Below are 25,130 nucleotides of genomic sequence, written 5' to 3' on the forward strand. Positions count from 1 at the left end.
TTCGATCAAAGGGAGAGCGCGGGCTCCATCACCTCGGCCGGGCACAGCTGGGCGATCACGGCGCGGACCTCGCCGCGCAGGACGGGATCGATGAGGTGACCGTCCTCGTCGAAGTGCGGGCAGGAGGGCGAGATCACCAGCTCGGCCCCCATCACGACGGCTCCTCCCGCCTGGAGCCGGTTGTAGAGCTCCGCCTGGGCCCACATGGCCCCGCAGGCCCGCGCGCTCGCGCTCATCACCGCCACATGCTTGCCGGCCAGCACGCCCCTGGCCGTCATCCAGTCCAGGGTCTGGATCAGCTCGGCGGGGAGCAGGCTGTGCTCGGGGGCGGTCATGAGCACGGCGTCGGCCCCCGCGACCAGCCCGAGCAGCTCGCGTACAGGCGCCGGGACCGGACCGGCCTCGTACGGAGGCATCTCGCTCAGTCCCGGCCACACCTCGAACCCGACGCCTTCGGGCAGCTCGCCACCCGCCGCTTCCAGCAATCTGTTGATGAAAGACCCCGCGTGGAGGCCGGCGGCGATCCCGATGATTTTCACCCTCTGCTCCCAAGGGGTTCCGGTGTTACCGGGAACCTGCCCGATGCCGTGGATGTCCAAGACCATCAGCGGGTCAAGAGTGGTTCGTGCGCATATGCGCTACTGCGCATCACCGGAGTCTCTGGGGCGGCGGAAGATGACGGCGAGCACCCGCAGCACGAGGACGGCGGAGATCAGCATCAGGTTGTAGCCGATGAGGTGGAACAGCGACGTGCTCTCCAGCACCCGCGGGCCGCCGCCGGTGCCGAGCAGCATGACGGCCATCAGGCCCGCCGTCGCGCCGAGCACCGTGAGCAGCACCTGGTGGAGCAGCCCGGTCACGTACCGGCGGTCGCGGTCGTCGGCCAGCAGCCGTACGTTCATGCCGAATCTGCCGTGCTCGGCGGCGCTGGCGATGCGCTCGACGCGGCGGGGCAGGCGCCGCAGCATCGGCAGCAGCGCGGCCAGTTCCTGGGCGACCGTCTCCTTCACGGTGGCGGGGGTGACCTGCTCGGCCAGATGGCGGCCGGCGAACGCGCGGGCCTCGCCGATGAGGTCGAAGCCGGGCGACAGGCGCACGAGCGTGCCCTCCAGCGTGGCCAGCGCCCGGAACACGGCCGCGACCTCGGGCGGGAGCGACAGCCCGTACACAGAGACGATCTTGAACAGGTCGGTGAACATCTGGACGCTGTCCATGCCCGGCCCCAGATGCCTGGCCATGAACTGGCCGAGCGCGCGTTCCAGCGCGGCCTCGTCGATGTCCTCCGGCCTGGGCACCACCTCCAGCAGCGCGTCGGTGACGCCGAGCGGGTCCTGCCGGTTCATGGCGAGCAGGAAGCGCTGGAGCGCCGAGCGCACGGAGGCGTCGAGCCGCCCGACGGAGCCGAAGTCGAGCAATCCCAGCGTGCCGTCGTCGAGCAGCATGAGGTTGCCGGGATGCGGGTCGGCGTGGAAGACGCCGTCGACGAGGATCTGCCTGAGCAGGCAGCCGAGCAGGTCGCGGGCCAGGCGGGGGCCGTCCTCGCGGGCGGCCGCGGTGACCGGCCGGCCTGACAGGCGTCGCATGACCAGGACGCGCTCGGTGCACAGGGCGGGGAACGGCTCGGGGTAGGTGACGCCGCCGCCGTTGGCCGCGGCGACGGCGGCCATGTTGGCGGCCTCGACGCGGAAGTCCAGCTCCTCGCGGATGGCCGCGGCGAATCCCTCGGCCAGGTCTCTCAGCCCCAGCGAACGGCCCCAGCGGGTCCTGGACTCCAGGGTGGCCGCCAGCCGCCGGACGATGTCGAGGTCCTTGGCGACCACGGTCTCGATGCCGGGCCGCCGTACCTTGACCACCACGCTCTCACCCGTGTGCAGGCGGGCGGTGTGCGCCTGCCCGACGGAGGCCGTGGCCAGCGGGGTGCGGTCGAACTCGGCGAAGACCTGGTCGACCGGCCCGCCCAGCTCCTCGGCGAGCACCGGCTCGATCTGCTCCCACGGCGCCGGGGCGACCTGGTCCTGCAGCCGCCCCAGCTCGTCGACGAACTCGGCCGGCAACAGGTCGCGCCGGGTGGACAGCACCTGACCGAGCTTGACGAACGTGACGCCGCCCTCGTCGAGTGCCTCACGCAGCGATCTGGCCAGCCGTACCTTGCCGGGGCGGTCCTCCAGACGCTCGCCCCGGCCCCGGAGATAGGGGCCGAGGCCGTGTTTGACGGCGATCCTGGTGATCTGTGAGTAACGCCTGGCGCGGGAGACGCGGCCGCGTACGGAGCGCAGCAGCTCCACCGGCCCCGGCAGCGAGCCGGGCGGGATCAGCGCCTCGGCCAGCACCAGGAGCACCATCGGGATGAGCACCATGGACATCACGATGAGGAGCAGCACGCCCAGCGCTCCCGCGTCGGGCGGCTGCTCCGCGCCGGTGATCTCCACAGCGGACACGATGGGCTCGAGCACCGGCCCGGCCAGGCCGAAGGCGACCAGCGCCGCCAAGAACGTGCGCAGCGCCCCGAACCTGACACCCAGCAGCCGCTGCGCCGCCATGGCGAGCAGGATGATCGTCAGTAACGCGAACAGGCCGATGATCAGCTGACCGAGGAGATCCATGAGGCTGGATCATCGCACGGAGGCGCCCCGATCACTTCATCGCGGCGGCGCGGGCCCGGCGCTCCTCCCGGCGCTCGACGAACCTGGCGGCCGTCGCCTCGGTCCTGGCCAGGAACGCGGCCAGCTCCTCGCGGGCCTTCTCGCCCTCGGGGCCCAGATCGCTCTTCTCGAACACCGACCACTGCCGCAGCACCGGCATGAGCACGTCGTCGAGGTGCAGCCGCAGGTCGTAGATGCCCTCGTTGGCGATGATCAGAGCCTTGCGGGTGAAGCCCTCCATGCCCTGGCCGGGCATCTGGAAGGTGGTCACCACGTCGGTCACGGCGCGCATCGTCTGGCCGGGGTCGAGCTCGAAGGCCGCCTTGAGCAGGTTGCGGTAGAAGAGCATGTGGAGGTTCTCGTCGGCGGCGATCCTGGCGAGCAGCCGCTCGCAGCCCTCGTCGCCGGAGGCCTTGCCGGTGTTGCGGTGCGCGATGCGGGTGGCCAGCTCCTGGAAGGAGACGTACGCGAGCTGCTGCAGCATCGTGCCGTACTCGGTGATGAAGCCGCTCTCCATGTGGCGCATGCGGGCGCGTTCCAGCTCGACGGGGTCGACGGCGCGGGTGACGGTCAAGTAGTCGCGGATGGCGGTGCCGTGGCGGTCCTCCTCCGCCGTCCAGCGGTGCACCCACGTGCCCCACGCGCCGTCACGGCCGAACGTGGTGGCGATCTCGTGGTGGTAGCTGGGGAGGTTGTCCTCGGTCAGGAGATTCACGATGAGCGACACGCGGGCCGCCTCGGGGATCTTGGAGTCGCTTTCCTGCCACGCCTCGCCCCCGTAGATGCCGTCGAAGTCGCGGCCCTCGCTCCACGGGATGTACTCGTGCGGGAACCACTCCTTGGCCATGCTGTGGTGACGGTCGAGCTCCCCGGCCACGACCGGCTCGAGCTCGTGCAGCAGCTCCGTCTGAGTCATCGCCATAAAAGATCTTCTCCTTCAGGTTACGGTACCGTAGGTTAGGCTACCCGAAGGACATACGGGGCGATTAGCGACACTCATCACGTTTCAGGAGCCGGTCCAGCTTGATGCCGAGATCGAGCATCTCCGAGCGGACGGAGGCGAACTCGCGGGCGATCTCGGCGCGCACGGACGTGAACTCCTCGATCATGTCGAGCCGGAGGTCCGCGTCCTCGTCATCGTCTCCGTCGGCGTCACGGCCTGCCGGGTGGGCGCTCACCTCCCGCCGTATGCCTTCGACCTCGGTCTGGACGGCGGCGATGTCCTCGCCCAGCTCGACCCGGGCGGCGGCGAGCTCGGCCCGGAGAGCGGCGACCTCGCCTTCGAGACACCTGATCCGGTCGTGGATCTCACGCAGCAGATCCACCTGCCCTACCGGCTCGTCCGCCGCGAGGTCCTCAACACGGAGCTTCACGTCGCGAATCTCCGCTTGCACGTCCACACACGCTCACTTTCTTCCCTGTTCCGTCATCGCGTGGTTGCACTCCGTAGTGATGGTAGCCACCACCTGACGGGGACGGGGTGCGGTTTCACCACACGGACCCGGTGCCCCCGGCACGCCGGCTTCAGCCGGCCCCACGTTCTGTCATCACATGATTACCAGACCGTACGCGGACACCTTCGCCGCGCAACGAGACATGGGAGTGGTTTTATTCAACCCGGTCTTCGATCTCCCACACATGGTCGATGACGTGCCAGGCGATGCGTCTCAAGGCGTACCGGGGAGGCCACTTGGTGGTCTCGGGCGGCGCCCACGGGCGGGACAGGACGTCGGCGAGTTCGGCGCGCATGGCGTCGCGGTCGGCCGTAGACGTGAAGGGCTTGTGGCGGATGTCGAGCATTCTGGCGTAGCCGCGCTCGGCCTCCACCACATGGTCCACGATCTTGCTGCGGTCGCGCCCGCCCCCGCGCGGCCCCTTGCGGAGCTCCTCCGGGGAGGCGGCGGCGACCTCGTCGAAGAGGTCCCAGGCGGCCCGCAGCAGGGCGACGCCGCGCTCGGCCTCCTCCGCCGGCAGCGGCTCCCGGTCCAGGTCGGGCACGACGCCGGGGGCGCCGAAGTCCGTGGTGGAGTTGCCCGGCACCCGGGCCACCACGACGGGTTCGCCGGGCGAGAACGGCACCCCGGCGCGCTCGGCGACGACCCGGTAGCGGGGCGCGTAGTCCATGAGACGCTCGATGGCCGCCTCCTCGCCCTTGCCGATCCGGCACCAACCGGGCCAGTCGAGCGAGCAGGCGAACACCTTCTTGGGGCCGATCTCCAGATAAAGGCGGGTCATGCCAGGTCAGCCTGCCATCCATACCTGTCAGGGACGGTCAGGTTCGGCACGCTCCCGTCGGATCCGCTAGATCAGGTCGAGGAGGTCGGCGACCGAGTCGACGACGAGATCGGGCCGGTAGGGGTAGCGGTCGACCTGGTCGCGCGTGGTGACGCCGGTGAGGACGAGGATCGTGTAGAGGCCGGCCTCCATGCCGGACACGACGTCGGTGTCCATGCGGTCGCCGATCATCGCGGTGGTCTCGCTGTGGGCCTCGATGTCGTTGAGCGCGCTGCGCATCATGCGGGGGTTGGGCTTGCCGACGAAGTAGGGGGCGACGCCGGTGGCCTTGGTGATGAGGGCGGCCACGGCGCCGCAGGCCGGGAGGGAGCCCTCGGTGGAGGGGCCGATGGGGTCGGGGTTGGTGGCGATGAAGCGCGCGCCGCCCTCGATGAGGCGGATGGCGCGGGTGATCTGGGTGAAGCTGTAGGTGCGCGTCTCGCCGAGCACGACGTAGTCGGGGTCGAGGTCGGTGAGGACGTAGCCGACCTCGTGCAGCGCCGTGGTGAGCCCCGCCTCGCCGATGACGTACGCCGATCCGCCCGGCCGCTGGTCGTCGAGGAACTGGGCGGTGGCCAGGGCGGAGGTCCAGATGGACTCGGCGGGCACGTCGAGTCCCGCGCCGGCCAGGCGCACGGACAGATCGCGCTGCGTGTAGATCGAGTTGTTCGTCAGGACCCTGAACTTCTTGCCTGATTCGCTGAGCCGTTTGATGAATTCGTCCGCACCGGGGATCGGACGCCCCTCGTGGACCAGGACGCCGTCCATGTCGGACAACCACGAGTCGATCCGCTTACGCTGAGTCACCCGCTCATGGTACCGAGCGCGCCTTGTCGACTTCCGTGCCGGGACGTGAACAATGTTCCTCATGTCGTTCACCGAATCCGCACAGGACATGCGGGACGAACTCATCCAGCTCAGGCATTCGCTGCACACGACCCCCGAACTCGGCCTCCACCTCCCCCGCACGCAGGAGAAGGTCCTCGAGGCGCTGGACGGCCTGCCGCTGGAGATCAAGACGGGCACGGCGCTCAGCTCGGTCACGGCGGTGCTGCGGGGCGGCCGGCCGGGCCCCGCCGTGCTGCTGCGGGGCGACATGGACGCGCTGCCGGTGACGGAGAAGAACGACCTGCCGTACGTCTCCCAGCTGCCCGGGCAGATGCACGCGTGCGGGCACGACCTGCACACCGCGATGCTGGTGGGGGCGGCGCACCTGCTGAGCGCCCGGCGGGAGGAGCTCGCGGGCGACGTGATCTTCATGTTCCAGCCCGGCGAGGAGGGGCACGAGGGCGCCAAGCACATGATCGGCGAGGGCGTGCTCGACGCGGCCGGCCCGCGCCCGGTGGCGGCGTACGGCATGCACGTGGTGTCGGCGATGCTGCCGAACGGGCTGTTCGCGTCCCGCCCAGGGCCGATCATGGCGGCGGCGGACGTGTTCTGCGTGACGGTGAAGGGGCGCGGCGGGCACGGGTCGACCCCGCACCGCGCGCTGGACCCGATCCAGGCCGGGTGCGAGATGGTGACGGCGCTGCAGACGATGGTGACCAGGACGTTCGACGTGTTCGACCCGGTGGTGGTGACGGTGGGCAGCTTCCACGGCGGGTCGGCGGACAACGTCATCCCGGACGAGGCCAGGTTCGAGGCCACGGTGCGCACGTTCAGCAAGGACAACCGGGTGCTGGTCAAGCGCCGGCTGGTGGAGGTGGTGCGGGGCATCGCGGCGGCGCACGGGCTGGAGGCCGAGGCGTCGTTCGGGATGGGTTACCCGGTGACGGTGAACGACCAGAGCGAGGCGGACTTCGTGGGCCGGACGGCCGACGAGTTGTTCGGGCCGGGGCGCTATTTCGTCGCGCCGCAGCCGGTGATGGGGTCGGAGGACTTCTCGTACGTGCTGGAGGAGGTCCCGGGGGCGTTCGTCTTCCTGGGGGCCTGCCCGCCGGACCGGGACCCGGCCGTCGCGCCCTACAACCATTCGCCGGAGGCCGTGTTCGACGACGCGGTGCTGCCGGACGGGGCCGCCCTGTACGCGTCGCTGGCCCACGCGCGCCTCACCCGATGAACCCCGCGCCGCGCCGTCGCAGGCCGGCCTCCATGCAGCTGCCTGGGAAGACCTCCGGCGGTGACGGAGGAGCGGAGGGGTAGTCGTGACAAGGTGGCGGAAAACGGGATGAACCGATGAGAGCTTGGGTGGTCACGGAGCCGGGGCCGATGGCGTCCGGCCCGCTGGAGCTGGTCGAGCGGGAGGTGCCCGAGCCGGGTCCCGGCGAGGTGCTGGTGCGGGTAGAGGCGTGCGGCGTGTGCCGGACCGACCTGCACCTGGCGGAGGGCGATCTGCGGCCGCGGCGGCCGCGCACCGCGCCGGGGCACCAGGCGGTGGGCCGGGTCGAGGGCACCGGGCAGCGGGTGGGCGTGGCCTGGCTGCGCTCCACCTGCGGCACCTGCCGGTATTGCGCCAGGGGCATGGAGAACCTCTGCCCGTCTTCGACCTACACGGGGTGGGACGCCGACGGCGGGTTCGCCGAATACCTCGTGGCGCCGTCCGACTACGTCTATCCCCTGCCCGATGACGTGCCGGCCGAGCGGCTGGCGCCGCTGCTGTGCGCGGGGATCATCGGCTACCGGGCGCTGGCGCGCTGCGACCTGCCGCCCGGCGGCCGCCTCGGCATCTACGGGTTCGGGGCCTCGGCGCACCTGACCGCGCAGGCGGCCATCGCGCAGGGCGCCACCGTGCACGTGGCGACCAGGTCTCCGGCGTCCCGGCGGCTGGCGCTCGAGCTCGGCGCCGCCTCGGCCGGCGACCGGCCGCCGGAGCCGCTGGACTCGGCCATCCTGTTCGCGCCGGTGGGCGACCTGGTGCCGCCCGCGCTGGAGGCGCTCGACCGCGGCGGCACGCTCGCCATCGCCGGGATCCACCTGACCGACGTCCCGGCGCTCGACTACGACCGGCACCTGTTCCAGGAGCGGACGCTGCGCAGCGTGACCGCCAACACCAGGGCCGACGGACGGGCTTATCTGGAGCTGGCGCTGGCGCATCCGCCGCGCGTGACGATCGCGCCCTATCCCTTCGAATCGGCCGCCCGCGCGCTCACCGATCTGGCGAACGACCAGGTCAACGGGGCCGCCGTCTTGGTCATGGGCTGAAGTTTTACTTGACGGCGCTTAGCACCAGTCCGCACACTCATGAAGGAAAGTTACATTAGCTTCACAACCTCTGGAGATTATTGACGCCCGTCGAGCGCGATCGTAATGTCCGGTCAATCCCTACAGACATCCCCCGGAGCGGCAAATGAAGCGACTGGCAGCGGTAGTGGCGTTGCTGGGCATGGCCACCGCGACAGCGGCGTGCAGCGGAGGTTCCACCAACCGGTCCGGCTCGGGCGGTGGCGGCCTGTTCACCACAGTTGATGTGCTCAAGCCAGGCCTCGACGCCAGCGGCCCGGCGAACCCGTGGGCCCCCAAGGGCAACTCGTTCCTTGGCTACAACGCGATGAAGCTCGGCTGGGTCAAGAACCATCTGACCGACCCGAACCAATTCTATCCGGGCATAGCTGCGAGCTGGGAAATCGCGCCCGACAACTCCTCGATCACCCTCCGCCTGCAGCCGAACGGCAAGTGGTCCGACGGCAAGCCGGTGACGGCGGAGGACGTCAAGCTCTCCCTCGGGCTCGCCTACACCACCGGCAGCACCGCGTTCGCGGTCACGCCGGGCGCGGCCGGCGCGGCGGCCGACATCCAGGTCGTCGACGACAAGACCGTCAAGATCACCCAGGACATGAGCAACCCCAGCGCGAAGTTCGCCCGGGGCGTCATGGACAGCTGGGTCGTGCCGGCCCACGTGTGGGGCAGCCTGCTGCCGGCCGACTTCTGGGACAAGCTCAAGACCTCCAGGGGCACCGGCGCCGAGGCGGAGAAGGCACGCGAGGAGATCCTCGCCATCGGACAGAAGGTCCTCGCCTTCGCCCCGCCGAAGGACGTCTCGGCCGGCCCGTTCGTGCTGGAGAGGGTCAACCCGGGCGAGGCGCTGCTGCTGAAGAACAAGAACTTCTACAACGTCGCGAACATCGTCCCCGACCAGGTGAAGATGCTCAACTACAGCGGCAACGAGCAGATCTGGAACTACCTGAGCGCGGGCAAGCTCGACCACGCGGGCTTCACCGCCATGCCCACCGACGTCATGAACCGGATCAAGCAGGCGCCCGGCTCCAACGTCATCAGGGGCTTCTCGCCGGTGGCCGTCGGCATGGCGTTCAACCAGTCGAAGAAGCCGTACGACAACGTGCACGTGCGCCGCGGCCTGGCGTACCTCATCGACCGCGAGGAGGTCACGAAGGTGGCCTCGCCCGAGGGCGGCACGCCGGCCGTGACGACCTCCGGCATCCACCAGAAGCCGGCGCAGGAGTGGATCGGCTCGGAGCTGTCGAGCCTGGAGCCGTACAAGCACGACGTGGCCAAGGCGGAGGCCGAGTTCAAGCAGGCCGGTCTGAAGAAGACGGGCGGCAAGTGGACGCTGGCCGACGGCAAGCCGTGGAAGGTCACCATGCACGCGCCCGCGCCTTTCTCCGACTGGATCTCCGCGCAGGAGAACATCAAGAGCCAGCTGGTCGAGAACGGCGTGGACGCCGAGGTCGTCACCGTCGCCGACTACCCCGTCTACCTGGAGGAGATCGCGGCCGGCAAGTACGACGTCGGCTTCTGGCTGATGGCGCTCGGCCCCGCGCCGTACGACATCTTCCAGCGCCTCTACGGCGCCTCCAACGGCTGGACCAACGTCGCCGGCAACGTCAAGCACAGCGCCCCCGGCAAGGCCGGCAACTGGATGGGCAGCGCCGAGGAGATCGACGTCGCGGGCGTCGGCAAGGTCAACCCCGGTGAGCTGACCGCCAAGCTCAACGCGGTCTCCGCCGAGGAGGCCAAGCCGATCATGGCGCAGCTCGCCAAGACCGCCAACCAGGACCTTCCCGCGATCCAGTTGTGGGACTACGTGAACAGCCAGTTCACCAACACCACCCGGTTCACCGGGTGGCCCGAGCAGGACAGCGACGTTCTGCGCCTTCCCGCCGGGGTGTGGATGCAGCTCGGCATGGTCAAGAAGAAGCAGTAACGCATGGTTGTGATAGCACGCCGGCTCGCGGGCCATCTGGCCCGCGGTGTCGTCATGATCCTGGTCGTCGCGACGATCAGTTTCTTCATCGTCAGGAGCATCCCGGGCGACCCGATCGCGGCGCACACGCAGAAGCTCATCGAGCAGGGCATGGCCCCCGAGGCGGCCGAGCAGGCCACACGGGTGTTGTACGGCTTCCAGGCGACGGGCTCGCTCTGGGAGCAGTACGGCGACTACGTGGCCGGGCTGCTCACCTTCGACCTGGGCCAGTCGGTCACGCACGCCGGCGCGCCGGTCACCGAGGTGCTGGGCGAGGCGGCCAAGTGGACCGTTCTACCGGTGCTGGCGGGGACGCTGCTGAGCTTCCTGGTCGGCATCATCCTGGGCGTCTACGCGGCCGTCAAGCGCAGCGGCAAGCTCGGCGACGTGCTGGCGGTCTCCGGGTCGCTGCTGCACGGTGTCCCGCAGTACGTGCTGGGGCTGCTGCTGAGCGCGATCTTCGCCACGCTCATCCCGATCCTGCCCGGCGACGGGCCGGTGGACATCCTGTACGAGCCGGGCTTCAACGCCGGCTACATCGGCTCGCTGGCCGAGCACGCGGTGCTGCCGGTGGCGACGTACACGCTGGCCGCCTACGGCGGCTGGGTCCTGGCGATGAAGTCGAGCGTCGTCACGGTGCTCGGCGACGACTTCATCCTGGCCGCGGAGCTGCGCGGGATGAAGCGCTCGATCGTCTTCAGGTACATCGCGCGCAACGCGATCCTGCCGTTGTTCACGATTCTCGCGCTGTCGCTGGGGCTGCTGCTGGGCGGCGCGGTGTTCATCGAGCGGATCTTCAACTACCCCGGGCTCGGGCTGCTGCTCATCGAGAGCATCACGATGCGGGACTACGCGTTGATGGGCGGGGCGTTCCTGCTGATCACGGTCTCGATCATCGTGGCGAACATCCTCGCGGACCTGTTCTACAGCGTGATCGACCCGCGGGTGCGCAGCGGTGAGGAGGTGTCGGCATGAGCGTGCTGCTGGAGAGCTCGTCGACGAGCGCCGCCATGCGCCGCAACTTCTGGCGCGGCGTGTGGCGGGTGATGAAGCGCAAGCCGAGCCGCCTGGTGGGCGCGGTGCTCATGGCGGGGTTCGTGTTCATGGGCGCGTTCGGGCCGATGTTCTACCCGGACCAGCTCCCGCGCGACCCGGGCCAGATCACCCGGCCGCCGAGCTGGGAGCACTGGCTCGGCACCGACGACCAGGGCAGGGACGTGATCGCGCTGGTGGTCACCGGGTCGCGGTACGTGCTGCTGGCCGCCCTCGTGACCGCGGTCATCACCGTCGTCGTGGGCACCGGGATCGGGCTGTTCTCCGGCTTCAAGCGGGGCCGCTGGGACACGGTGCTCATGCGGCTGACCGACATGAAGCTGACCATTCCCGGCCTGCCGCTGCTGCTGGTGCTGTCCACGGTGTGGAAGTTCAGCAGCGCCGTGCAGATGGGCCTGGTGCTGGGGCTGCTGAGCTGGGGCGGCGTGGCGCGGGCGGTGCGCTCGCAGACGCTGTCGCTGCGCGAGCGCGGCTTCATCGAGGCGGCGCGCGGGCTCGGACTGTCCACCTCGCACATCGTGGGCAAGGAGCTGCTGCCGAGCATGGCGCCGTACATCGCGATGAACATGCTGATCGCGATCACCGGCGGCGTGTACTCGCAGGTGGGCCTGTTCTTCCTGGGAGTGCTGCCGTACGAGTCCAACAACTGGGGCCAGATGCTCAACACGGCGGTGTTCCGCTCAGGGGCGCTGACCGTGCCGAGCGCGCTCGGCTTCCTGCTGGGGCCGCTGCTGGCGATCCTGCTGCTGACGCTGGCCATCGTGCTCGTCGTGGACGCGATGGACGAGATCTTCAACCCCCGGCTGCGCGAGGAGTAGAACACGTGGCTAAACAAGCGCCGGGAGTGCGCATCGACGGCCTCACGGTCGTCTACAAGACCCCCGCCGGGGAGCTGCCAGCCGTCAGGGACGTGACCCTGACGCTGGAGCCCGGCACCATCACCGGCATCGTCGGCGAGTCCGGCTCGGGCAAGTCCACGATGGCGCTGTCGCTGCTCAACGCGGTGCAGCCGCCCGGCAGGATCGCCGCGGGCAGCGTCGAGATCGACGGGCTCGGCGACGTCGTCGGCCTGCGCGGCGAGGAGCTGCGCAAGGCCCGCGGCAAGCACATCGGCTACGTCTTCCAGGCGGCGCAGAACTCGCTCAACCCGCTCAAGACGGTCGGCAAGCAGCTGCTCGACCTGGGCCGCTCGCACGGCGTGGACGACCTGCGCGGCCTGGTGCGCGAGGCCAAGGAGCTGCTCGGCCGGATGGGGCTGGACGGCGCCCGGGTGCTCGACTCGCACCAGCACGAGCTGTCCGGCGGCATGCGCCAGCGCGTCGGCATCATGCTGGCGCTGGTGCTCAACGCCCATCTGGTGGTGCTGGACGAGCCGACGACCGCGCTGGACATGATCACGCAGGCGAACATCCTGAAGATCGTGCGCGAGGTGCACGCCGAGCGCGGGCTGACGACGCTGGTCATCACGCACGACATCGGCGTGGTGGCGGAGGTGGCCGACCGGCTGGCCGTCATGTACGGCGGCCGCCTGGTCGAGCAGGGCCCCACCCGGCACGTGCTGGGCGCGCCGCGGCACCCGTACACGCGGGGCCTGATCAGGGCCATCCCGCGGCTGGTCGGCGACATCGCCGAGGCCCAGGCGCTGCCCGGGCGGCCGCCGACGCTGGCGACCGTGCCGAAGGAGGGCTGCGTGTTCAGGGAGCGCTGCCCGCTGCGCATGGACGTGTGCGACACCGTGGACCCGGAGGCGCACGCCGACGGGGCGCGGGCCGTCGCCTGCCATGCCGTGACCGTGAAGGAGCATGCGTGATCACCGGGACTGGCATCGTCAAGACGTTCAAGCAGCGCGGCAAGGTGCTCGGCGCCAGGGATGTCCAGGCGCTGCGGGGCGTGGACTTCGCGATCCCCAGGGGCGGGGCGGCCTCGTTCATCGGCGAGTCCGGGTGTGGCAAGACCACGCTGGGGCGGATCATCGCGGGGCTGGAGACGTACGACGAGGGCGAGATCCTCATCGACGGCGTCGCCATGTCGTCGCTGCGGCACAAGCAGCGGCAGCCGCACTTCCGCAAGATCCAGCTGATCCATCAGGACCCGTACTCGGCGCTCAACCCGACCAGGACCATCCACCAGACCCTGTACGCGCCGCTGAGCCTGCGGGCCAAGCAGACCGGGCGGCCCGGGTCGTGGATCGAGGAGCGGGCGGCCGAGGTGCTGACGCTGGTGGGCCTGGACCCCGGCACGGTGCTGTCGCGCTACCCGCACCAGCTGTCCGGCGGCATGCGGCAGCGGGTGGTCATCGCCCGGGCGCTGACCGTGGACCCGGAGATGCTGGTCGCGGACGAGGCCGTGTCGATGATCGACGTGTCGCTCCGGCTCGGCATCCTGGCGCTGCTGAAGGACCTGCGCGAGCGGCTCGGCGTGAGCGTGCTGTTCATCACGCACGACGTGGCCACGGCCCGCTACATCGGCGACGACGGCGAGCTGTACGTGATCTACCGCGGGCAGGTCGTCGAGCGCGGCGCCGTGGACACGGTCATCGCCGACCCCGTGCATCCGTACACGCAGGCGCTCCTGTCGGCCATCCCGGTGCTGCACGGCCTGGAGCAGCCGGGCGAGGAGCCGGTGGTGCCGCTGGAGTCGCTGGACGAGAGCCAGGCGGACGAGGGCTGCCTGTTCGCCCGCCGCTGCCCGTTCCGCGGCGAGCGGTGCACGAGCGAGCGGCCGCTGCTGCAGCTGACCGAGGGCGTGCCGCAGGAGCACGCGTGCTTCTACCCCGAGCGCCGCAGCGTGATCGCCCGGCCGATGAGCGAGGTGTGATGACGCCCGCGGAGATCGCCGAGGCGGCACTGACGCTGGACCCCGGGGAGGGGGCGGCGCTGGTGGAGCGGCTGTCGCATCCGCCCGCCGGCCGCCGGTGGACGATCCTGGCCAAGGACGGCGGGATCGTGATGGCGTCGCTGTCGGCGAAGGACCCAGCGGTCGGGCATCTCGACCTGCTGGCCGTGCACCCCTCCGCACAGGGGCGGGGGCACGGCAGGGAGCTGGTGCTGGCGGCCGAGGAGTGGCTGCGCGGCCAGGGCGCGCGGCAGGCGCGCTTCGCGGGGAACCCGCCCTGCTACGCCTGGCCGGGGATCGACGGGCGCTACACGCCCGCCGCCTGCCTGGCCGAGAGCCTCGGCTACGAGCGCTACGACGTGGCCTGGAACATGACCGCCGACCTGAGCGGCGACCTGTCCGTCGAGGACGACCTGCGGCGGCTGGAGAAGTCCGGGGTGGCCGTGCGCGCGGCGGTCGAGGAGCGGGAGCGGGTGGCGGCGTTCGTCGCCGGGCACTGGAACGAGCGCTGGGCGTGGGAGGCGGCCAACGCGGCCGGGCTTCACTACGCCGAGCGTGACGGCGCGATCCTGGCCTTCGCCGCCTGGGGGGCGCGGCCGGCCTGGTTCGGGCCCATGGGCACCGCGCCGGAGGCCCGCGGGCTCGGCGTCGGGCGGGTGCTGCTGCGCCGGTGCCTGGCCGAGCAGCGAGCCGCGGGACAGACCAGTTCCCAGATCGGATGGGTGGGGCCGTTGCGGTTCTACTCGCGCGCGGTGGGCGCGCGGGCGGAGCGCGTTTTCTGGCTCTACCGGCGCGAACTGGCGTGATGTCACCGATAGAGCAGTCGTCCCTCCGGACGTCCCGGCGGCGGGCACAGGTCGCGCGGGTCCTGTCCGGCTTTCAGCCGGAGGGTGAGCGCGTCGGAGCCCCAGAGCCGGTCGAGGCCCTCCAGCAGGCGCAGGTCGTCCGGGTAGAGCGTGCGGGCCACGTGCAGCATCGACAGGCCGGTCAGCACCGGGCGGAACGCCTCCGGGTCGTGCACGTGGAGCTGCACGCCGCGTACGGGGACGCCGGCGTGCTTGTGGAAGGCCGGGGTGAACCAGACCTCCCGGAACCGGACGCCGGGCAGACCGAGCGCGTTGAGCGCGGGGGCGAACCGCGCGTCCGCGTAGGGTGCCCCGATCAGCTCGAACGGCCGCGTCGTGCCGCGTCCCTCGGAGAAGTCCGTCCCCTCGAACAGCGCCGTGCCCGGATAGACGAGCGCGGTGTCCGGGGTCGGCATGTTGGGCGACGGCATCACCCAGGGCAGGCCGGTCTCGGCGTACGTCATGCCGCGCCGCCAGCCCTCCATCTGGATCACCGTCAGGTCCAGGTCGAAGCCGAACAACAGGGCCAGCTCCCCCGCCGTCCTGCCGTGGCGCACGGGCAGCGGGAAGCGGCCCACGAAGCTCGCGAACGCCGGGTCCAGCGGCGGCCCTTCGGTCACGGTCCCGCCGAGCGGGTTGGGCCGGTCGAGCACCACGAACCGCAGCCCCAGCCGGGCGGCCGACTCCATCAGGTCGTACATCGTCCACACGTAGGTGTAGAAGCGCGCCCCCACGTCGGCGATGTCGAAGACCAGCGTGTCCACGCCGGCGGCGGACACCACCCGGTCCAGGGCCTCGCCCTCGAGCCGGTAGGTGTCGTACACCGGCAGGCCCGTCCGCTCGTCCACGACGTCGCCCTCGCCGCCGTCCGCCTGGGCGGTGCCGCGCAGGCCGTGCTCGGGGCCGAACATCGCGGTCAGCGGCGCCCCGGCGGCGAGCAGCGCGTCCGGCGTGGGAGTCAGATCCGTCAAGACGCCGGTCGAGTTCGTGATCAGCCCCAGACGGGTACCTCCCGCGAGCGCGGGATCCGCGGCCAGCCGTTCAGCTCCGATGCACACCGTTGTCATGAAGCCATTGTGCTGAAAGATATTTACAAGAGGGAAGAAAAAGGTGGAAATTAGCGTCATGATTGATCCGCTACCCGAGCTGTCCACCGAGCAGAGCGATCCCCGCTACAGCCAGATCGACCGGCTGCCGACGGAGCAGATCGCCCAACTGATGAACCAGGCCGACGCCGCCGTGCCCGCGGCCGTCGCGCTGGTCGTCCCGGCCATCTCGGAGGCCATCGACGCCGTCTCCGCCAGGATGGCCGAGAGCGGCCGGCTGCTGTACGTCGGCGCCGGCACCTCGGGACGGCTGGCCGTGCTCGACGCCAGCGAGTGCCCGCCCACGTTCGGCACCGATCCCTCGCTGGTGCAGGGCATCATCGCCGGCGGGCCGGAGGCGCTCACCCGGTCGGTCGAGGGTGCGGAGGACGACTCCGAGGCAGGCGCGGCCGCCATGAAGGACCTGGAGGTCGGGCCGCTGGACTCGGTGGTGGGCGTGTCGGCCAGCGGGCGGGCCCCTTTCGTGCTGGGCGCGCTGGCGGAGGCGGCCGGCCGCGGCGCGCTCACCGTGGGCCTGTCGTGCAACCAGGGCGCGCCGCTGTCGGCCGCCGCCGACCACGCGATCGAGGTCGTCGTGGGGCCTGAGGTCGTGACCGGCTCGACCCGGCTGAAGGCGGGCACGGCCCAGAAGCTCGTGCTGAACATGATCTCCACGATCTGCATGGTCAAGCTCGGCCGCACGTACGGGAACAAGATGATCGAGATGTCGGCCATGAACAGCAAGCTCGCCGGGCGGGCGGTGCGCATGGTCAGCGACATCACCGGCGCCGACCAGAAGACGGCCGAGGCCGCGCTGGACGCGGCGGACGGGCAGGCCAAGGTCGCGGTGCTGATGATCCAGCACGGCATCGACGCGGACGCGGCCCGAGCCCTGCTGCGCTCGCACGGCGAACGGCTCAGCGACGCGCTGAGCGGCTGAGGGGCAGGCCACGGGGTTTCGGGGTTTCGGGGAGGATACGGGGATGTCCGATCGGCTGGACCGCGGGGAACGGCCGTCAGGTCACACGGGGACGCCAGAGGGGCTGAGGGCGATTCTCTCGGGAGCGGTGCCGCGGGTCTGCGCGGCGGCGGTCGCCCTGATCGCCGTGGACGGCGCCGTGGCCGCCGCGGCCGCGACCGGCGAGCTCGTACGCTACGCCAACGCCGCGGGAACCCTGGCCGCCGAACGCCCGCCCGCCCGCCGCGACTCGATCTTCGATCTGGCCTCCGTCAGCAAGCTGTTCACCACGGCCGTCCTGCTCTCGCTGGCCGAGGAGAGCCGCCTCGCCCTCGACGAGCCGGCCGCCACCTGGATCCCTGGGCTGGACCGGCGCATCACGCCCCGCCGCCTGCTCACCCACACGGCCGGCCTGGTCCCGACCCGCCGCATCGACCTGGAGCTTCCTGAGGCGGAGCCGGCCGAGCGCATGGCCGCGATGCTGACGACGCCGATCACCCACCCGGTCGCCGGGCCCTACCTCTACAGCGACGTCGGCATGATCATGGCGGGCAGGATCGCCGAGCTGGCCGGCGGCGCGCCGCTCGACGCGCTCGTCCGCTCCCGGGTCACCGCCCCGCTCGGCCTGGCCGACACCGGCTACCGGCCGCGGTCGCTGCCGCGGATCGCCGCCACCGAGTGGAAGCCGGAGCGCACCGGGCCCGGCTGCGTACGCGGCGAGGTGCACGACGAGACCGCGTACGCGCTGGGCGGCGTGGCGGGGCACGCCGGGCTGTTCGCCACGGCCGGCGACCTGCTGGCCTTCGGCGAGGCGCTGCGGCTGGGCGGCGGGCCGATGCTGCGGCCCGAGAGCGTGGCCGAGATGACGCGCGACCAGGGAGCCGAGGGCGCCCCCTTCCGCCACGGGCTCGGCGTGCGCATCGGCGACCCGGGCATCGCGGGGCCGTTGGAGGGCGCGTACGGCCATTCGGGGTTCACCGGCACCTCGCTCGTCATCGACCCCGCGCGCCGGCTCACCGTGGTGCTGCTGACCAACGCCGTCCACCCCGTACGGGGCCGCGACGGCATCCGCGAACTGCGCCACGCCGTCGCCGCCGAGGCGCTGCGATTGTCCCGATGAGAAACCTGCTAAATGGACTGCCGCTGCGGTCTTCACCGGACACGACAGTTGGGTGGCAGGCTGATGAGCAGGTTCTTGTCGGTAGCGTGGAAGGCATGGCTGTCCATCTCAACCACACCATCGTGCCGGCCAAGGACAGGGACGAGACCGCCGCCTTCCTCGTCGACGTGCTCGGGCTCGACCCTGCCCCGGTCTACGGCCCGTTCCGGGTGGTCTCGCTGGGCAACGGCGTGTCGCTGGACGTGGCGCAGGCCGACGGCCCGGTGCACCCGCAGCACTACGCCTTCCTCGTCAGCGAGGAGGAGTTCGACCAGATCTGGGAGCGGATCAAGGAGCGTCGGCTCACGTACTGGGCCGACCCGTACCACCGGGAGCCGGAGCGGATCAACACCAACGACGGCGGCCGCGGCCTCTACTGGTCCGACCCCAACGGCCACAACCTGGAGATCATCACGGTGCCGTACGGCGGCTGGGGCTAGGGCGCCAGCGCCTCCAGGGCCTCCTCGGCCCGGCGCATGGCCTCCTTCGGGTCGGCCGTGACGATCTCGTGGTCGAAGTTGAGATCGTGGAAGACGTCGGTGACGCCCTGAGCGGCCAGCTCGTCCACGTCACGCCTGATCTTGTCGTACGGGCCCGTCAGTGGGCGCCCGCCGGCGGCCCTGACCTGGGTGACGCCCCGGCACACGAACCGGAACGCGCCCGCGTCCCGGCCTGACTCGGCCAGCGCCGTCTTGATCAGCTCCACCCGGCCGGCGACGGCCGACAGGTTCTCCCTGCTGGAGCTCACCCAGCCGTCGGCCAGCCGCGCGGCGCGGCGCAGCGCGACCTCGGCGGTGCCGCCCAGCAGGATCGGCGGCGGTCCCGGCGCCGGCTTGGGGTCGAGGTGGGACGGCGGCACCCGGTAGAAGTCGCCGTCGTGCTCCACCACGTCCTCGCTCCAGGCCTTGCGCAGCACCTCCACGAACTCCTCGCCGCGCCGCCCCCGCCGCTCGAACCCGACGCCCGCCGCCTCGAACTCCTCCGGCAGCCAGCCGAGCCCGATCCCAGCCGTCAGTCGCCCGCCGGACAGCGTCTGCAGCGTGGCCAGCTGCTTGGCCAGCACCACCGGCTGCACGTACGCGTTGATCACCGCCACGGCGAGCCCGATCCGGCCCGTCACGCCCGACAGGTGGGCGAGCGTGACCACCGGGTCGTGCACACTGCGGTACGTCGGCCCCATGGGATGCCCCACCGGGTAGAGCACCCGCTGGAACGTCCACAACTCGTGGTAGCCGAGCTCCTCGGCCCGCACGGCGATGCGGCGCATGTTGCCGGGCGTGGCCCAGGGCCCTGACTGCGGTACGGCGAAACCGATTCTCATGCCCCCTAGTCTGTACGACGCGAATTCGTTCCCCATAGGAGCCTTTGACCTGTGAGGAAGACCGAGACGAGCCGCCCACCAGCGTTGCCATTCCGCGTATATTCCGTAGCGGGGCCCTGTCGATCATCCTTCCTCCAGTGCGTTCTGGATGCGCTGATTGGCAATGTGGCCCTGGCCGTCGATGCACTTGGCGTAGGTCTTCAGGAGTATGTGCACGCTGTGCCCGGCCCGCTCGGCGACCTCGGGGGCGTGCACGCCAGCGTTGAGCCACAGCGAGACCGCGGCATGCCTCAGGTCGTAAGGGCGCCGCGCCAGCGGGGACTCCACCTGCCCAGGGGTGAACGCCAGTTTGCGGGCCTCCCGCCACACCTGCGGATAACTATCGGTGGTGTAAGTGCTGCCACTGCGCGTGTAGAACAGCCGTCCGTCCGGAGCCGTGCCGAAGGTCTTGATGTGGTCGCGCAGGATCGCGACCAGTTCGGGCGGGATCGGCACCGGGCGGTCTTCGTCGTCCTCGCGCTGTTTGAGGCCGCGCTCCTCGAAAACCTGTCCGGAGTCGGTGAAGACGCTGCTGCTCTGCGGGCGGGTCTTCCGGAGGGTGAGAAGCCCCCCCCTGTCTCCGGCAGGTAGCAATCCTGCTCGCGCAGCCCTTGTGCTTCGGCCGGGCGCAAGGCGGCGTAGTACATGCAGGCGAACATCGCCGCCATCCGGGGCCCGCGCGTGCGTCCGACGTAGGTCACGGCGATCAGCAGTTCGCGTGCCTGCCGGGGGTTGACGACCACGCGCCGGTCCACCACATTGCTGGACTTGGTCGGCTTCCGCTTGATGCGATCGAGCGGGTTGGCGTCGAGTTCCTCCAATTCGACGGCGTATTCGAGGGCGTGGTGGAACGCGGCCCGCTTGCGCCGCACAGTCGAGAGCGCCGCCTTGGTGCCGTCTAGGCGTAGAGCGAGGGCATCCAGAGCCGCGCGGACGTGGCGGGCCTGCTTGAGCTCGTTCACCGGCAGTGAGGCCGCCTCTAGCCAGCGCAGCGCGACTGCGGCCTGAGCGTCAGGCTTTGGCCGACGCTCCTCGGGGAGGAACACGTTCCTGCGCAACACGCGACGCAGCACCGCTGTGTCTGGGCGGCCCCTGCGGTCGGCGGTTAGAACCAGGGTTACCGCGACCAGGGTTTCCGACGTGTTCTTCCGTGAATTCGGCGCCAGGTGCGGCCAGTGAGCCTCCATGTACGCCCTGGCGAGTGCCAGCCAAGTGCGGCTGTTCTTGGCCTTGAGCATCGACTGAGGAAGGCCGGTCTCGGTGTCGAACCACTCGCCGTTCTTTGCGGCCTGGCGCAGGTCGGAGAGGTAGTTCTCGGCCAGTTCCTTCCCGCCGAGGGTGGTGGAGAAGGGTTCGCCGTCCACGGTCCACCGCACGACGTACGACGGTTTCTTGCTGGAGGCGTTGCGCTTGATCTTCCAGAACTTGACCTTGTAGGACTCGCTCACGCGTCCACCTGGAGCCCGTCGAGCCATTCCTGGTAGTCGTCGCGGTGGACGCGGTACCGCCCGCTGGGGAGCCTGTGCATTTTGGGTGTCTGCTTGCGTGTTACCCAATGCTGCCAGGTCCGCCGGTCGATCTTCAGCTCCTTCATGATCTCGGGGACAGTGAGCCACACGTCTTCGGCGTCGCTTGCTCCGGCCTCGCGCGCGGTGTCGGGTCTCGGCGGGCGAGAGGTGGGGCGCTTTTGGCTACGGCGGGTGGTAGCGGCCATGATGGAGTCACTCCTATTCGTTGAAGGCGGTAGGGGTGGCGGCCCCGGGGTGCTTGCCGGCGTGTCCGGGGCCGCCGTGTTACTGAGCGGATTGAGGAAGTCGCACCTCGGCGTAGATCCGCACGTTGCGGCTGGCGCCTCGGGACGGGATCGGGTCGGAGACCTCGATGACGTCGAAGGTGCGGGCGATGAGGTTGGCGGCCTGTATGGCTTCGTCCAGTAGGCCGGTGATCCGGATCTTCAAAGGGTCCTCCAGGGGTGAGGGCCTTCCCGCGCGACCTGAGGTGCGGTGGCCGGGTGACCACGTCTCCCCTGCCACCTCCGAGGTGATCACGACTCGATTGAGCGGCGCGAGAGACGCGACAGGTGCGCGTCGCTGACACCTTATGGCCACGCGATTGATGTTGTCTACTGAGCCGCTGATCAGGGCGCGACCTGCGGCTTCACATGATCGTTTATTTCGGCAGGAGCACCGCGTAGCTGTCCAGACTGCCCGCGTCGTTACGGATACGGTGGCGGTACTCGCGGACAATGCCGTACACGTCGGTCCAGCCCTCGGCCTCCCACATGCTGCGCAGGTCCGCGAGCACCGCCTGGGACAGGTCGGCGGGCAAGCCCGTCCACTCCTCGCCCCACTGCGCGGCCATCTCCTCCGTGATCCGGTCGTTGAGCTGGGACTCGTTCATCACGCCTCCCCTCTCAGCGCCGAGTCGCGCTTCCAGTCGATGGTCGGGTCGTCGTGCTCCTCGCCCAGGCCGCAGAACCAGTTCGCGCTGCGCTCCTCCTCGACTCGCAGCGCGTGCTCGGTGCAGTGCCCGAAGTCCGCTTCCGGGTCGGACGGGTCACCGCAGTACTTCGGTGGTCCCCAGTTGCCGAACTCGACCTGGTACGAGCAGAGGCCCTGCCGGAACAGCGCCACCTCCTCCGCCAACCAGCGGCACGGATGCGTGTCCGGCGTGATCCGGGCGCCCGCCGGCCGCCCGTCCATGTGCACGTACGTCACGGCTGGTCCTCTCGGAGCATCCGGATCACGTCATCCACGGGCACCAGGTCCTCGGCCGGACAGGGGTCGGTGGGCGCATCCCGGATCGCCTGCTGCACTCCGGGCTGGCCACGCACCCACATCGTGACCGTCACGCTCTCGGCGCTGCGGGTCAGGTGCTCGACCTCCCTCGTTCGGCGGTACTGGAGCATGGCGGCGAACATGTTCTCGAACAGGGCGCGCCGCTCAGCCGTGGTGAGCTGGTCGTAGACGGCGAGAGCCGTGACGAGCCGCTCGGCATCACCGTAGGGCGGGCTGCTCTGCTCGCCCGCTGGCCGCCCGTCCGTGTGCGTGTACCTCATCGGTCCTCCCACGTCGGCATGGCGTACGGGATGTGGATTTCGTGCCCGTGAGCGCACCAGCCGTTGTACGGGCCGTTGTCGGTGTCGCTGAGTGGGACGGCGTTGGCTCCGCACCCATCGCCAGGGCATATAAGCATGGCCACCTGTCCGTGTCCGGACGGGTGCTGGAGGGCCGTGAACGTGGTGTTTCCGACGTACCTCATCATCCGAACTCCCCCGGCCAGTACGTGATCGGCCAAGCACCCGGCGTTTTCGGATCGACGAACAACCGGGCGCTGAACTCGCTGAACCCCACCCGGCGCAGGTCGAACGTGGCATACCCATGCCGGATCGTGGCCCGCACCCGCTCGGCGCCGCCGGCGAGGGTGGCCAGCGGGTCGTCCACCACGGCATCGGGCGCGAAGTGGATGTGCCGGATGTACTCGGCGACGGCCGCCGTCATCTGGTCGGCGCTGACGTGGCCGAGGACGTACAGATGATCGTCGTTCTCGCTGTCGTAGAGATTGAGCCCCGCAGCGGGAAATCCCCTCGGAGGTCGGGTGCGTTGGCGACGCCAGACAGTGAGCAGGTCGCGGAGGATCAGCACGGCTCCTCCTCCGGATAGAGCGCGATCAGCGCCTCGGCCGCGCGCTCTGCCGCCGCCACCACATCCGGTGGCAGGCAGCCCGCGTCGATGGTCTCCAACAGGTCAGCCACGGCCATGTCGGCGTCGATGACCTGCTGATCGGTCTCCTTCTCGGCGTCGGCGCGCAGCATCGCCGCCCGGACCAAGGTGTTCATACGGGTGTCCTCTCGGCCTCGGCCCAGGCCGACACCGTCAGCCGGACCTCGCGGGTGAACGTGCGGACGTTGGTCAGTTCGGGGCAGTGCTCGGCGTAGTAGCTGGCCAGCCAACCGGGGTCGTCGGTGACCTCCGCTCCGTGACTGCCGTCCGGGTTGGTCCAGGTGACCAGCCCTTGCACGCGGTGGCCCTCGAACGGGTGCTCGCCGGTGAGGTGCTTGAGGTCCAGCCAGCGCAACTCGACGAAGGTGTCGTCGCCGGGGTGCGGGTAGCCGGCGTGCTTGTACGTGTTGTCGATGTAGCGCATCAGATTTCCCCTCAGGAGGCCGACGGGGCCAGGACGGGCTTGTCCACGTCGCGGTGCTCGACGTGGACCATGTCCGCGCCCGACGCCCACACCAGAGCGGCGGTTTCCTCGGCGAGGGCGACGGCGCGATGTCGGCCGCCGCTGCATCCCCAGGCCACCGTCACCGGCCGCGCGACGTCGGCGGCGAGCGCGGACGCGGTGGCCGCCACGTTGTGGAGCAGCGCGAGCGCGCCGGGCGTGTCGAGCACGTGCTGACGCACCCGCTCGTCGAGGCCGGCCAGCTCCCGCAGCTCGGGGTCGTCGTGCGGGTTGCGCAGACTCTGGTGTACGTCGATGAGGATGTCGGCCTCCGGTGGGGTGCCGTGGCCGAACCCGAACGAGATGATCCGTACGGCCCGCATCACAGCTCCTGAGCGATCTCGTACACCATGAGGCTGGCCTTGTACGGCACGACCCGGTCCCCGCGTTCGTGGATGGTGTAGTTCGGGTCGATCCACACGTTGTGGTGCCCGAACGCGTTGGCCGCCAGTTGACGAGCCTTGCTCTCGATGTCCTGCGGGTTCGTGCCGTTGACGTCGGCCATGTACGAGCGGCCCGTGATGGGGGGCCGATCCGATGTGCTCATGTTGATCCTTTCGTCAGGCCCGAGACGGGCCGTTTTTCCCCTCGCGGCCGGGCGACCGGAGGAAGCTCATAACTCGGTCGGCCACCACGACGGCCGACACGGACAGGACCGTCCCTGGGAGCGGCCCCCACGTGCCCACAGCCAGCAGACCCGCTGAGATGGTCGTTAGCGCTAGCGCCAACACACGAGCACCGAGTTGCGCCCCGCCAAGCGCAACCAGGGCGGCCACCATCACGGCAGCGGGCACCACCAGCAGCAGATCCGCCCGCGCGACCCCGGCGGCAAGGCCGAGCAGCGGCGCCGCGCACACCCACGCGGCCAGCAGCAACACCCGCACCATCAGCAGCAGAAGCGATCACTGCGGGAATCCCGTCCTGTACGAGCTGTGGGGGCCGCGTTTACCATGCGCGCATGGAGCCCTCGCACGCCCAGTCGTACGCGCAGCTCATCTCTGACCGGGTTTCGGAGATCGACCTGCCAGCCGAGGCTGCCTGGTTCCGTGACCCGGAGGTGGTCATCGCCGGGGACGGCATCGAGGTCATGGTCGCTACACCGACCGCCGACCGGCCGCGGCCGGTGCTCGCGGTGGGCGAACGGCTCGCCGTCGAAGCGCCGCGCGAGGTGGTGAAGGGTGTCGTCGCCGTGCAGGTCGCTCGCGCGCATCTGGGCCACCCTGAGCCGGCCGGGCAGTGGGCGACGCTCCTGTTCGGGTTCAGCGGCGTCTTCCTCCTGTTCGGCCTCGCGACTGGTCTCGCGCCGTTCGGTTTCCTGGGCGGGCTCGGCGTGATCGGCGGCGTGCTCGGCTGGCGTGCCCGAATCGAGTTCGCGCACGCGCTGCGCGCCCGGGTGCACGAGGCGGACGAGCTGGCCGTCTCCTGGGTGGGACGGCAGAACGTCGTGGACGCCCTGCACTGGCTCGCCAGCCGCGTCGAACCCGATCCCCGGCCTGGCGGACGGCTGGATCCCCCGACGTTCCACGACCGGCTCGCTCACCTCGCCGGTGCGTGA

Annotated in this window: 33 protein-coding genes; 12 read left to right on the forward strand and 21 right to left on the reverse strand. The window is 70.3% G+C overall.

Annotated features, from left to right (window positions below; genetic code table 11):
* Positions 1-5: 5 nt before the first annotated feature.
* From ID574_RS00755 to ID574_RS00780, 6 genes are all read right to left on the reverse strand, one after another.
* Positions 6-539 carry an NADPH-dependent FMN reductase gene (locus ID574_RS00755; protein ID WP_188186791.1) on the reverse strand — a complete coding sequence of 178 codons (534 nt, stop codon included), beginning with the start codon at positions 537-539 and terminating at the stop codon, positions 6-8.
* Positions 540-638: 99 nt separating this feature from the next.
* Positions 639-2,603 carry an ABC1 kinase family protein gene (locus ID574_RS00760; protein WP_188186792.1) on the reverse strand — a complete coding sequence of 655 codons (1,965 nt, stop codon included), beginning with the start codon at positions 2,601-2,603 and terminating at the stop codon, positions 639-641.
* 31 nt (positions 2,604-2,634) lie between these two features.
* A complete protein-coding gene (locus tag ID574_RS00765) occupies positions 2,635-3,564 on the reverse strand; it encodes an acyl-ACP desaturase (protein ID WP_188186793.1) in 930 nt (309 codons plus the stop codon).
* Between the two features lie 64 nt (positions 3,565-3,628).
* Positions 3,629-4,015: a hypothetical protein gene (locus tag ID574_RS00770; protein ID WP_188186794.1), complete on the reverse strand. Its 387-nt coding sequence runs from the start codon at positions 4,013-4,015 to the stop codon at positions 3,629-3,631.
* Between the two features lie 235 nt (positions 4,016-4,250).
* Positions 4,251-4,877 carry a DinB family protein gene (locus tag ID574_RS00775; protein ID WP_188186795.1) on the reverse strand — a complete coding sequence of 209 codons (627 nt, stop codon included), beginning with the start codon at positions 4,875-4,877 and terminating at the stop codon, positions 4,251-4,253.
* A gap of 66 nt (positions 4,878-4,943) precedes the next feature.
* Positions 4,944-5,723, reverse strand: a complete 780-nt coding sequence (locus tag ID574_RS00780) for an HAD-IIA family hydrolase (protein ID WP_188186796.1) — start codon at positions 5,721-5,723, stop codon at positions 4,944-4,946.
* Between the two features lie 61 nt (positions 5,724-5,784).
* On the opposite strand from ID574_RS00780, the gene ID574_RS00785 reads away from it, so the two are divergent.
* From ID574_RS00785 to ID574_RS00820, 8 genes are all read left to right on the forward strand, one after another.
* Entirely contained in the window at positions 5,785-6,975 is a 1,191-nt protein-coding gene (locus tag ID574_RS00785; protein WP_188186797.1) for a M20 metallopeptidase family protein, read from the forward strand.
* Positions 6,976-7,091: 116 nt separating this feature from the next.
* A complete protein-coding gene (locus ID574_RS00790) occupies positions 7,092-8,057 on the forward strand; it encodes a zinc-dependent alcohol dehydrogenase family protein (RefSeq protein WP_188186798.1) in 966 nt (321 codons plus the stop codon).
* A 145-nt stretch (positions 8,058-8,202) separates the two neighbouring features.
* Complete coding sequence (locus ID574_RS00795) at positions 8,203-10,017, forward strand: ABC transporter substrate-binding protein (protein ID WP_188186799.1); 1,815 nt, start codon at positions 8,203-8,205, stop codon at positions 10,015-10,017.
* Positions 10,018-10,020: 3 nt separating this feature from the next.
* Positions 10,021-11,031 (forward strand): ABC transporter permease, encoded by a 1,011-nt coding sequence (locus tag ID574_RS00800; RefSeq protein ID WP_188186800.1) that lies wholly within the window; start codon positions 10,021-10,023, stop codon positions 11,029-11,031.
* The gene (locus ID574_RS00805; protein ID WP_188186801.1) at positions 11,028-11,927 is read left to right on the forward strand and encodes an ABC transporter permease; all 900 of its coding nucleotides are present in this window, start codon (positions 11,028-11,030) and stop codon (positions 11,925-11,927) included. The genes ID574_RS00800 and ID574_RS00805 overlap by 4 nt, the downstream gene beginning before the upstream one ends.
* A gap of 5 nt (positions 11,928-11,932) precedes the next feature.
* Complete coding sequence (locus tag ID574_RS00810; protein ID WP_223166243.1) at positions 11,933-12,919, forward strand: ABC transporter ATP-binding protein; 987 nt, start codon at positions 11,933-11,935, stop codon at positions 12,917-12,919.
* On the forward strand, positions 12,916-13,926 hold the full coding sequence (locus ID574_RS00815) for an ABC transporter ATP-binding protein (RefSeq protein WP_188186802.1): 1,011 nt from the start codon (positions 12,916-12,918) through the stop codon (positions 13,924-13,926). Before ID574_RS00810 ends, ID574_RS00815 begins: the two co-directional genes overlap by 4 nt.
* A complete protein-coding gene (locus ID574_RS00820) occupies positions 13,926-14,750 on the forward strand; it encodes a GNAT family N-acetyltransferase (protein ID WP_188186846.1) in 825 nt (274 codons plus the stop codon). The genes ID574_RS00815 and ID574_RS00820 overlap by 1 nt, the downstream gene beginning before the upstream one ends.
* A gap of 2 nt (positions 14,751-14,752) precedes the next feature.
* Here ID574_RS00820 and ID574_RS00825 read toward each other — a convergent pair whose 3' ends face one another.
* The gene (locus ID574_RS00825; RefSeq protein ID WP_188186803.1) at positions 14,753-15,856 is read right to left on the reverse strand and encodes an exo-beta-N-acetylmuramidase NamZ family protein; all 1,104 of its coding nucleotides are present in this window, start codon (positions 15,854-15,856) and stop codon (positions 14,753-14,755) included.
* Between the two features lie 58 nt (positions 15,857-15,914).
* Here ID574_RS00825 and murQ point away from each other — a divergent pair, with 58 nt between their 5' ends.
* The 3 genes from murQ to ID574_RS00840 all read left to right on the forward strand — a co-directional run bounded on the left by murQ (position 15,915) and on the right by ID574_RS00840 (position 18,431).
* Positions 15,915-16,814: an N-acetylmuramic acid 6-phosphate etherase gene (gene murQ, locus ID574_RS00830; RefSeq protein WP_188186804.1), complete on the forward strand. Its 900-nt coding sequence runs from the start codon at positions 15,915-15,917 to the stop codon at positions 16,812-16,814.
* Positions 16,815-16,857: 43 nt separating this feature from the next.
* Positions 16,858-17,952 (forward strand): serine hydrolase domain-containing protein, encoded by a 1,095-nt coding sequence (locus ID574_RS00835; protein WP_188186805.1) that lies wholly within the window; start codon positions 16,858-16,860, stop codon positions 17,950-17,952.
* Between the two features lie 95 nt (positions 17,953-18,047).
* The gene (locus tag ID574_RS00840) at positions 18,048-18,431 is read left to right on the forward strand and encodes a VOC family protein (protein WP_188186806.1); all 384 of its coding nucleotides are present in this window, start codon (positions 18,048-18,050) and stop codon (positions 18,429-18,431) included.
* On the opposite strand, the gene ID574_RS00845 is transcribed toward ID574_RS00840, so the two are convergent.
* The 14 genes from ID574_RS00845 to ID574_RS00905 form a co-directional block, all read right to left on the reverse strand.
* Entirely contained in the window at positions 18,428-19,312 is an 885-nt protein-coding gene (locus tag ID574_RS00845; protein ID WP_188186807.1) for a TIGR03619 family F420-dependent LLM class oxidoreductase, read from the reverse strand. The two genes, ID574_RS00840 and ID574_RS00845, sit on opposite strands and share 4 nt — an antisense overlap.
* A gap of 123 nt (positions 19,313-19,435) precedes the next feature.
* Positions 19,436-19,639 carry a site-specific integrase gene (locus ID574_RS59320; protein ID WP_223166244.1) on the reverse strand — a complete coding sequence of 68 codons (204 nt, stop codon included), beginning with the start codon at positions 19,637-19,639 and terminating at the stop codon, positions 19,436-19,438.
* Positions 19,603-20,799, reverse strand: coding sequence for a hypothetical protein (locus ID574_RS00850; RefSeq protein WP_223166245.1), 1,197 nt, complete (start codon positions 20,797-20,799; stop codon positions 19,603-19,605). The genes ID574_RS59320 and ID574_RS00850 overlap by 37 nt, the downstream gene beginning before the upstream one ends.
* Positions 20,796-21,065, reverse strand: a complete 270-nt coding sequence (locus tag ID574_RS00855; protein ID WP_188186808.1) for a helix-turn-helix transcriptional regulator — start codon at positions 21,063-21,065, stop codon at positions 20,796-20,798. The genes ID574_RS00850 and ID574_RS00855 overlap by 4 nt, the downstream gene beginning before the upstream one ends.
* Before the next feature lie 79 nt (positions 21,066-21,144).
* Complete coding sequence (locus tag ID574_RS00860) at positions 21,145-21,309, reverse strand: hypothetical protein (protein WP_188186809.1); 165 nt, start codon at positions 21,307-21,309, stop codon at positions 21,145-21,147.
* A 211-nt stretch (positions 21,310-21,520) separates the two neighbouring features.
* A complete protein-coding gene (locus ID574_RS00865; protein WP_188186810.1) occupies positions 21,521-21,751 on the reverse strand; it encodes a hypothetical protein in 231 nt (76 codons plus the stop codon).
* On the reverse strand, positions 21,751-22,068 hold the full coding sequence (locus tag ID574_RS00870) for a hypothetical protein (RefSeq protein ID WP_188186811.1): 318 nt from the start codon (positions 22,066-22,068) through the stop codon (positions 21,751-21,753). The genes ID574_RS00865 and ID574_RS00870 overlap by 1 nt, the downstream gene beginning before the upstream one ends.
* Positions 22,065-22,409 (reverse strand): hypothetical protein, encoded by a 345-nt coding sequence (locus tag ID574_RS00875; protein WP_188186812.1) that lies wholly within the window; start codon positions 22,407-22,409, stop codon positions 22,065-22,067. The genes ID574_RS00870 and ID574_RS00875 overlap by 4 nt, the downstream gene beginning before the upstream one ends.
* Before the next feature lie 202 nt (positions 22,410-22,611).
* The gene (locus ID574_RS00880) at positions 22,612-22,995 is read right to left on the reverse strand and encodes a hypothetical protein (RefSeq protein ID WP_188186813.1); all 384 of its coding nucleotides are present in this window, start codon (positions 22,993-22,995) and stop codon (positions 22,612-22,614) included.
* The gene (locus tag ID574_RS00885; protein ID WP_188186814.1) at positions 22,989-23,189 is read right to left on the reverse strand and encodes a hypothetical protein; all 201 of its coding nucleotides are present in this window, start codon (positions 23,187-23,189) and stop codon (positions 22,989-22,991) included. Before ID574_RS00885 ends, ID574_RS00880 begins: the two co-directional genes overlap by 7 nt.
* On the reverse strand, positions 23,186-23,497 hold the full coding sequence (locus tag ID574_RS00890) for a hypothetical protein (RefSeq protein ID WP_188186815.1): 312 nt from the start codon (positions 23,495-23,497) through the stop codon (positions 23,186-23,188). The genes ID574_RS00885 and ID574_RS00890 overlap by 4 nt, the downstream gene beginning before the upstream one ends.
* An 11-nt stretch (positions 23,498-23,508) precedes the next feature.
* On the reverse strand, positions 23,509-23,898 hold the full coding sequence (locus ID574_RS00895) for a RapZ C-terminal domain-containing protein (RefSeq protein WP_188186816.1): 390 nt from the start codon (positions 23,896-23,898) through the stop codon (positions 23,509-23,511).
* The gene (locus ID574_RS00900) at positions 23,898-24,122 is read right to left on the reverse strand and encodes a hypothetical protein (RefSeq protein WP_188186817.1); all 225 of its coding nucleotides are present in this window, start codon (positions 24,120-24,122) and stop codon (positions 23,898-23,900) included. The genes ID574_RS00895 and ID574_RS00900 overlap by 1 nt, the downstream gene beginning before the upstream one ends.
* Positions 24,123-24,135: 13 nt before the next feature.
* Positions 24,136-24,462 carry a hypothetical protein gene (locus tag ID574_RS00905; RefSeq protein WP_188186818.1) on the reverse strand — a complete coding sequence of 109 codons (327 nt, stop codon included), beginning with the start codon at positions 24,460-24,462 and terminating at the stop codon, positions 24,136-24,138.
* Between the two features lie 71 nt (positions 24,463-24,533).
* Between ID574_RS00905 and ID574_RS00910 the strand changes: the two genes are divergently transcribed.
* Positions 24,534-25,130: a hypothetical protein gene (locus tag ID574_RS00910; RefSeq protein WP_188186819.1), complete on the forward strand. Its 597-nt coding sequence runs from the start codon at positions 24,534-24,536 to the stop codon at positions 25,128-25,130.

This window comes from Nonomuraea sp. SYSU D8015 (assembly GCF_008065375.1).
Classification (GTDB): Bacteria; Actinomycetota; Actinomycetes; order Streptosporangiales; family Streptosporangiaceae; genus Nonomuraea.

Bases quoted from the DNA above. Each gene is read 5' to 3' on its own strand.
- ID574_RS00885 (WP_188186814.1), bottom strand. From the start codon at position 23,189: ATGAACACCTTGGTCCGGGCGGCGATGCTGCGCGCCGACGCCGAGAAG.
- ID574_RS00790 (WP_188186798.1), top strand. From the start codon at position 7,092: ATGAGAGCTTGGGTGGTCACGGAGCCGGGGCCGATGGCGTCCGGCCCG.
- ID574_RS00855 (WP_188186808.1), bottom strand. From the start codon at position 21,065: ATGGCCGCTACCACCCGCCGTAGCCAAAAGCGCCCCACCTCTCGCCCG.
- ID574_RS00805 (WP_188186801.1), top strand. From the start codon at position 11,028: ATGAGCGTGCTGCTGGAGAGCTCGTCGACGAGCGCCGCCATGCGCCGC.
- ID574_RS00845 (WP_188186807.1), bottom strand. From the start codon at position 19,312: ATGAGAATCGGTTTCGCCGTACCGCAGTCAGGGCCCTGGGCCACGCCC.
- ID574_RS00775 (WP_188186795.1), bottom strand. From the start codon at position 4,877: ATGACCCGCCTTTATCTGGAGATCGGCCCCAAGAAGGTGTTCGCCTGC.
- ID574_RS00835 (WP_188186805.1), top strand. From the start codon at position 16,858: ATGTCCGATCGGCTGGACCGCGGGGAACGGCCGTCAGGTCACACGGGG.
- ID574_RS00910 (WP_188186819.1), top strand. From the start codon at position 24,534: ATGGAGCCCTCGCACGCCCAGTCGTACGCGCAGCTCATCTCTGACCGG.
- ID574_RS00895 (WP_188186816.1), bottom strand. From the start codon at position 23,898: ATGCGGGCCGTACGGATCATCTCGTTCGGGTTCGGCCACGGCACCCCA.
- ID574_RS00820 (WP_188186846.1), top strand. From the start codon at position 13,926: ATGACGCCCGCGGAGATCGCCGAGGCGGCACTGACGCTGGACCCCGGG.
- ID574_RS00840 (WP_188186806.1), top strand. From the start codon at position 18,048: ATGGCTGTCCATCTCAACCACACCATCGTGCCGGCCAAGGACAGGGAC.
- ID574_RS00890 (WP_188186815.1), bottom strand. From the start codon at position 23,497: ATGCGCTACATCGACAACACGTACAAGCACGCCGGCTACCCGCACCCC.
- ID574_RS00905 (WP_188186818.1), bottom strand. From the start codon at position 24,462: ATGGTGCGGGTGTTGCTGCTGGCCGCGTGGGTGTGCGCGGCGCCGCTG.
- murQ (WP_188186804.1), top strand. From the start codon at position 15,915: ATGATTGATCCGCTACCCGAGCTGTCCACCGAGCAGAGCGATCCCCGC.
- ID574_RS00785 (WP_188186797.1), top strand. From the start codon at position 5,785: ATGTCGTTCACCGAATCCGCACAGGACATGCGGGACGAACTCATCCAG.
- ID574_RS00875 (WP_188186812.1), bottom strand. From the start codon at position 22,409: ATGAGGTACACGCACACGGACGGGCGGCCAGCGGGCGAGCAGAGCAGC.
- ID574_RS00900 (WP_188186817.1), bottom strand. From the start codon at position 24,122: ATGAGCACATCGGATCGGCCCCCCATCACGGGCCGCTCGTACATGGCC.
- ID574_RS00795 (WP_188186799.1), top strand. From the start codon at position 8,203: ATGAAGCGACTGGCAGCGGTAGTGGCGTTGCTGGGCATGGCCACCGCG.
- ID574_RS00765 (WP_188186793.1), bottom strand. From the start codon at position 3,564: ATGGCGATGACTCAGACGGAGCTGCTGCACGAGCTCGAGCCGGTCGTG.
- ID574_RS00825 (WP_188186803.1), bottom strand. From the start codon at position 15,856: ATGACAACGGTGTGCATCGGAGCTGAACGGCTGGCCGCGGATCCCGCG.
- ID574_RS00865 (WP_188186810.1), bottom strand. From the start codon at position 21,751: ATGAACGAGTCCCAGCTCAACGACCGGATCACGGAGGAGATGGCCGCG.
- ID574_RS00760 (WP_188186792.1), bottom strand. From the start codon at position 2,603: ATGGATCTCCTCGGTCAGCTGATCATCGGCCTGTTCGCGTTACTGACG.
- ID574_RS00800 (WP_188186800.1), top strand. From the start codon at position 10,021: ATGGTTGTGATAGCACGCCGGCTCGCGGGCCATCTGGCCCGCGGTGTC.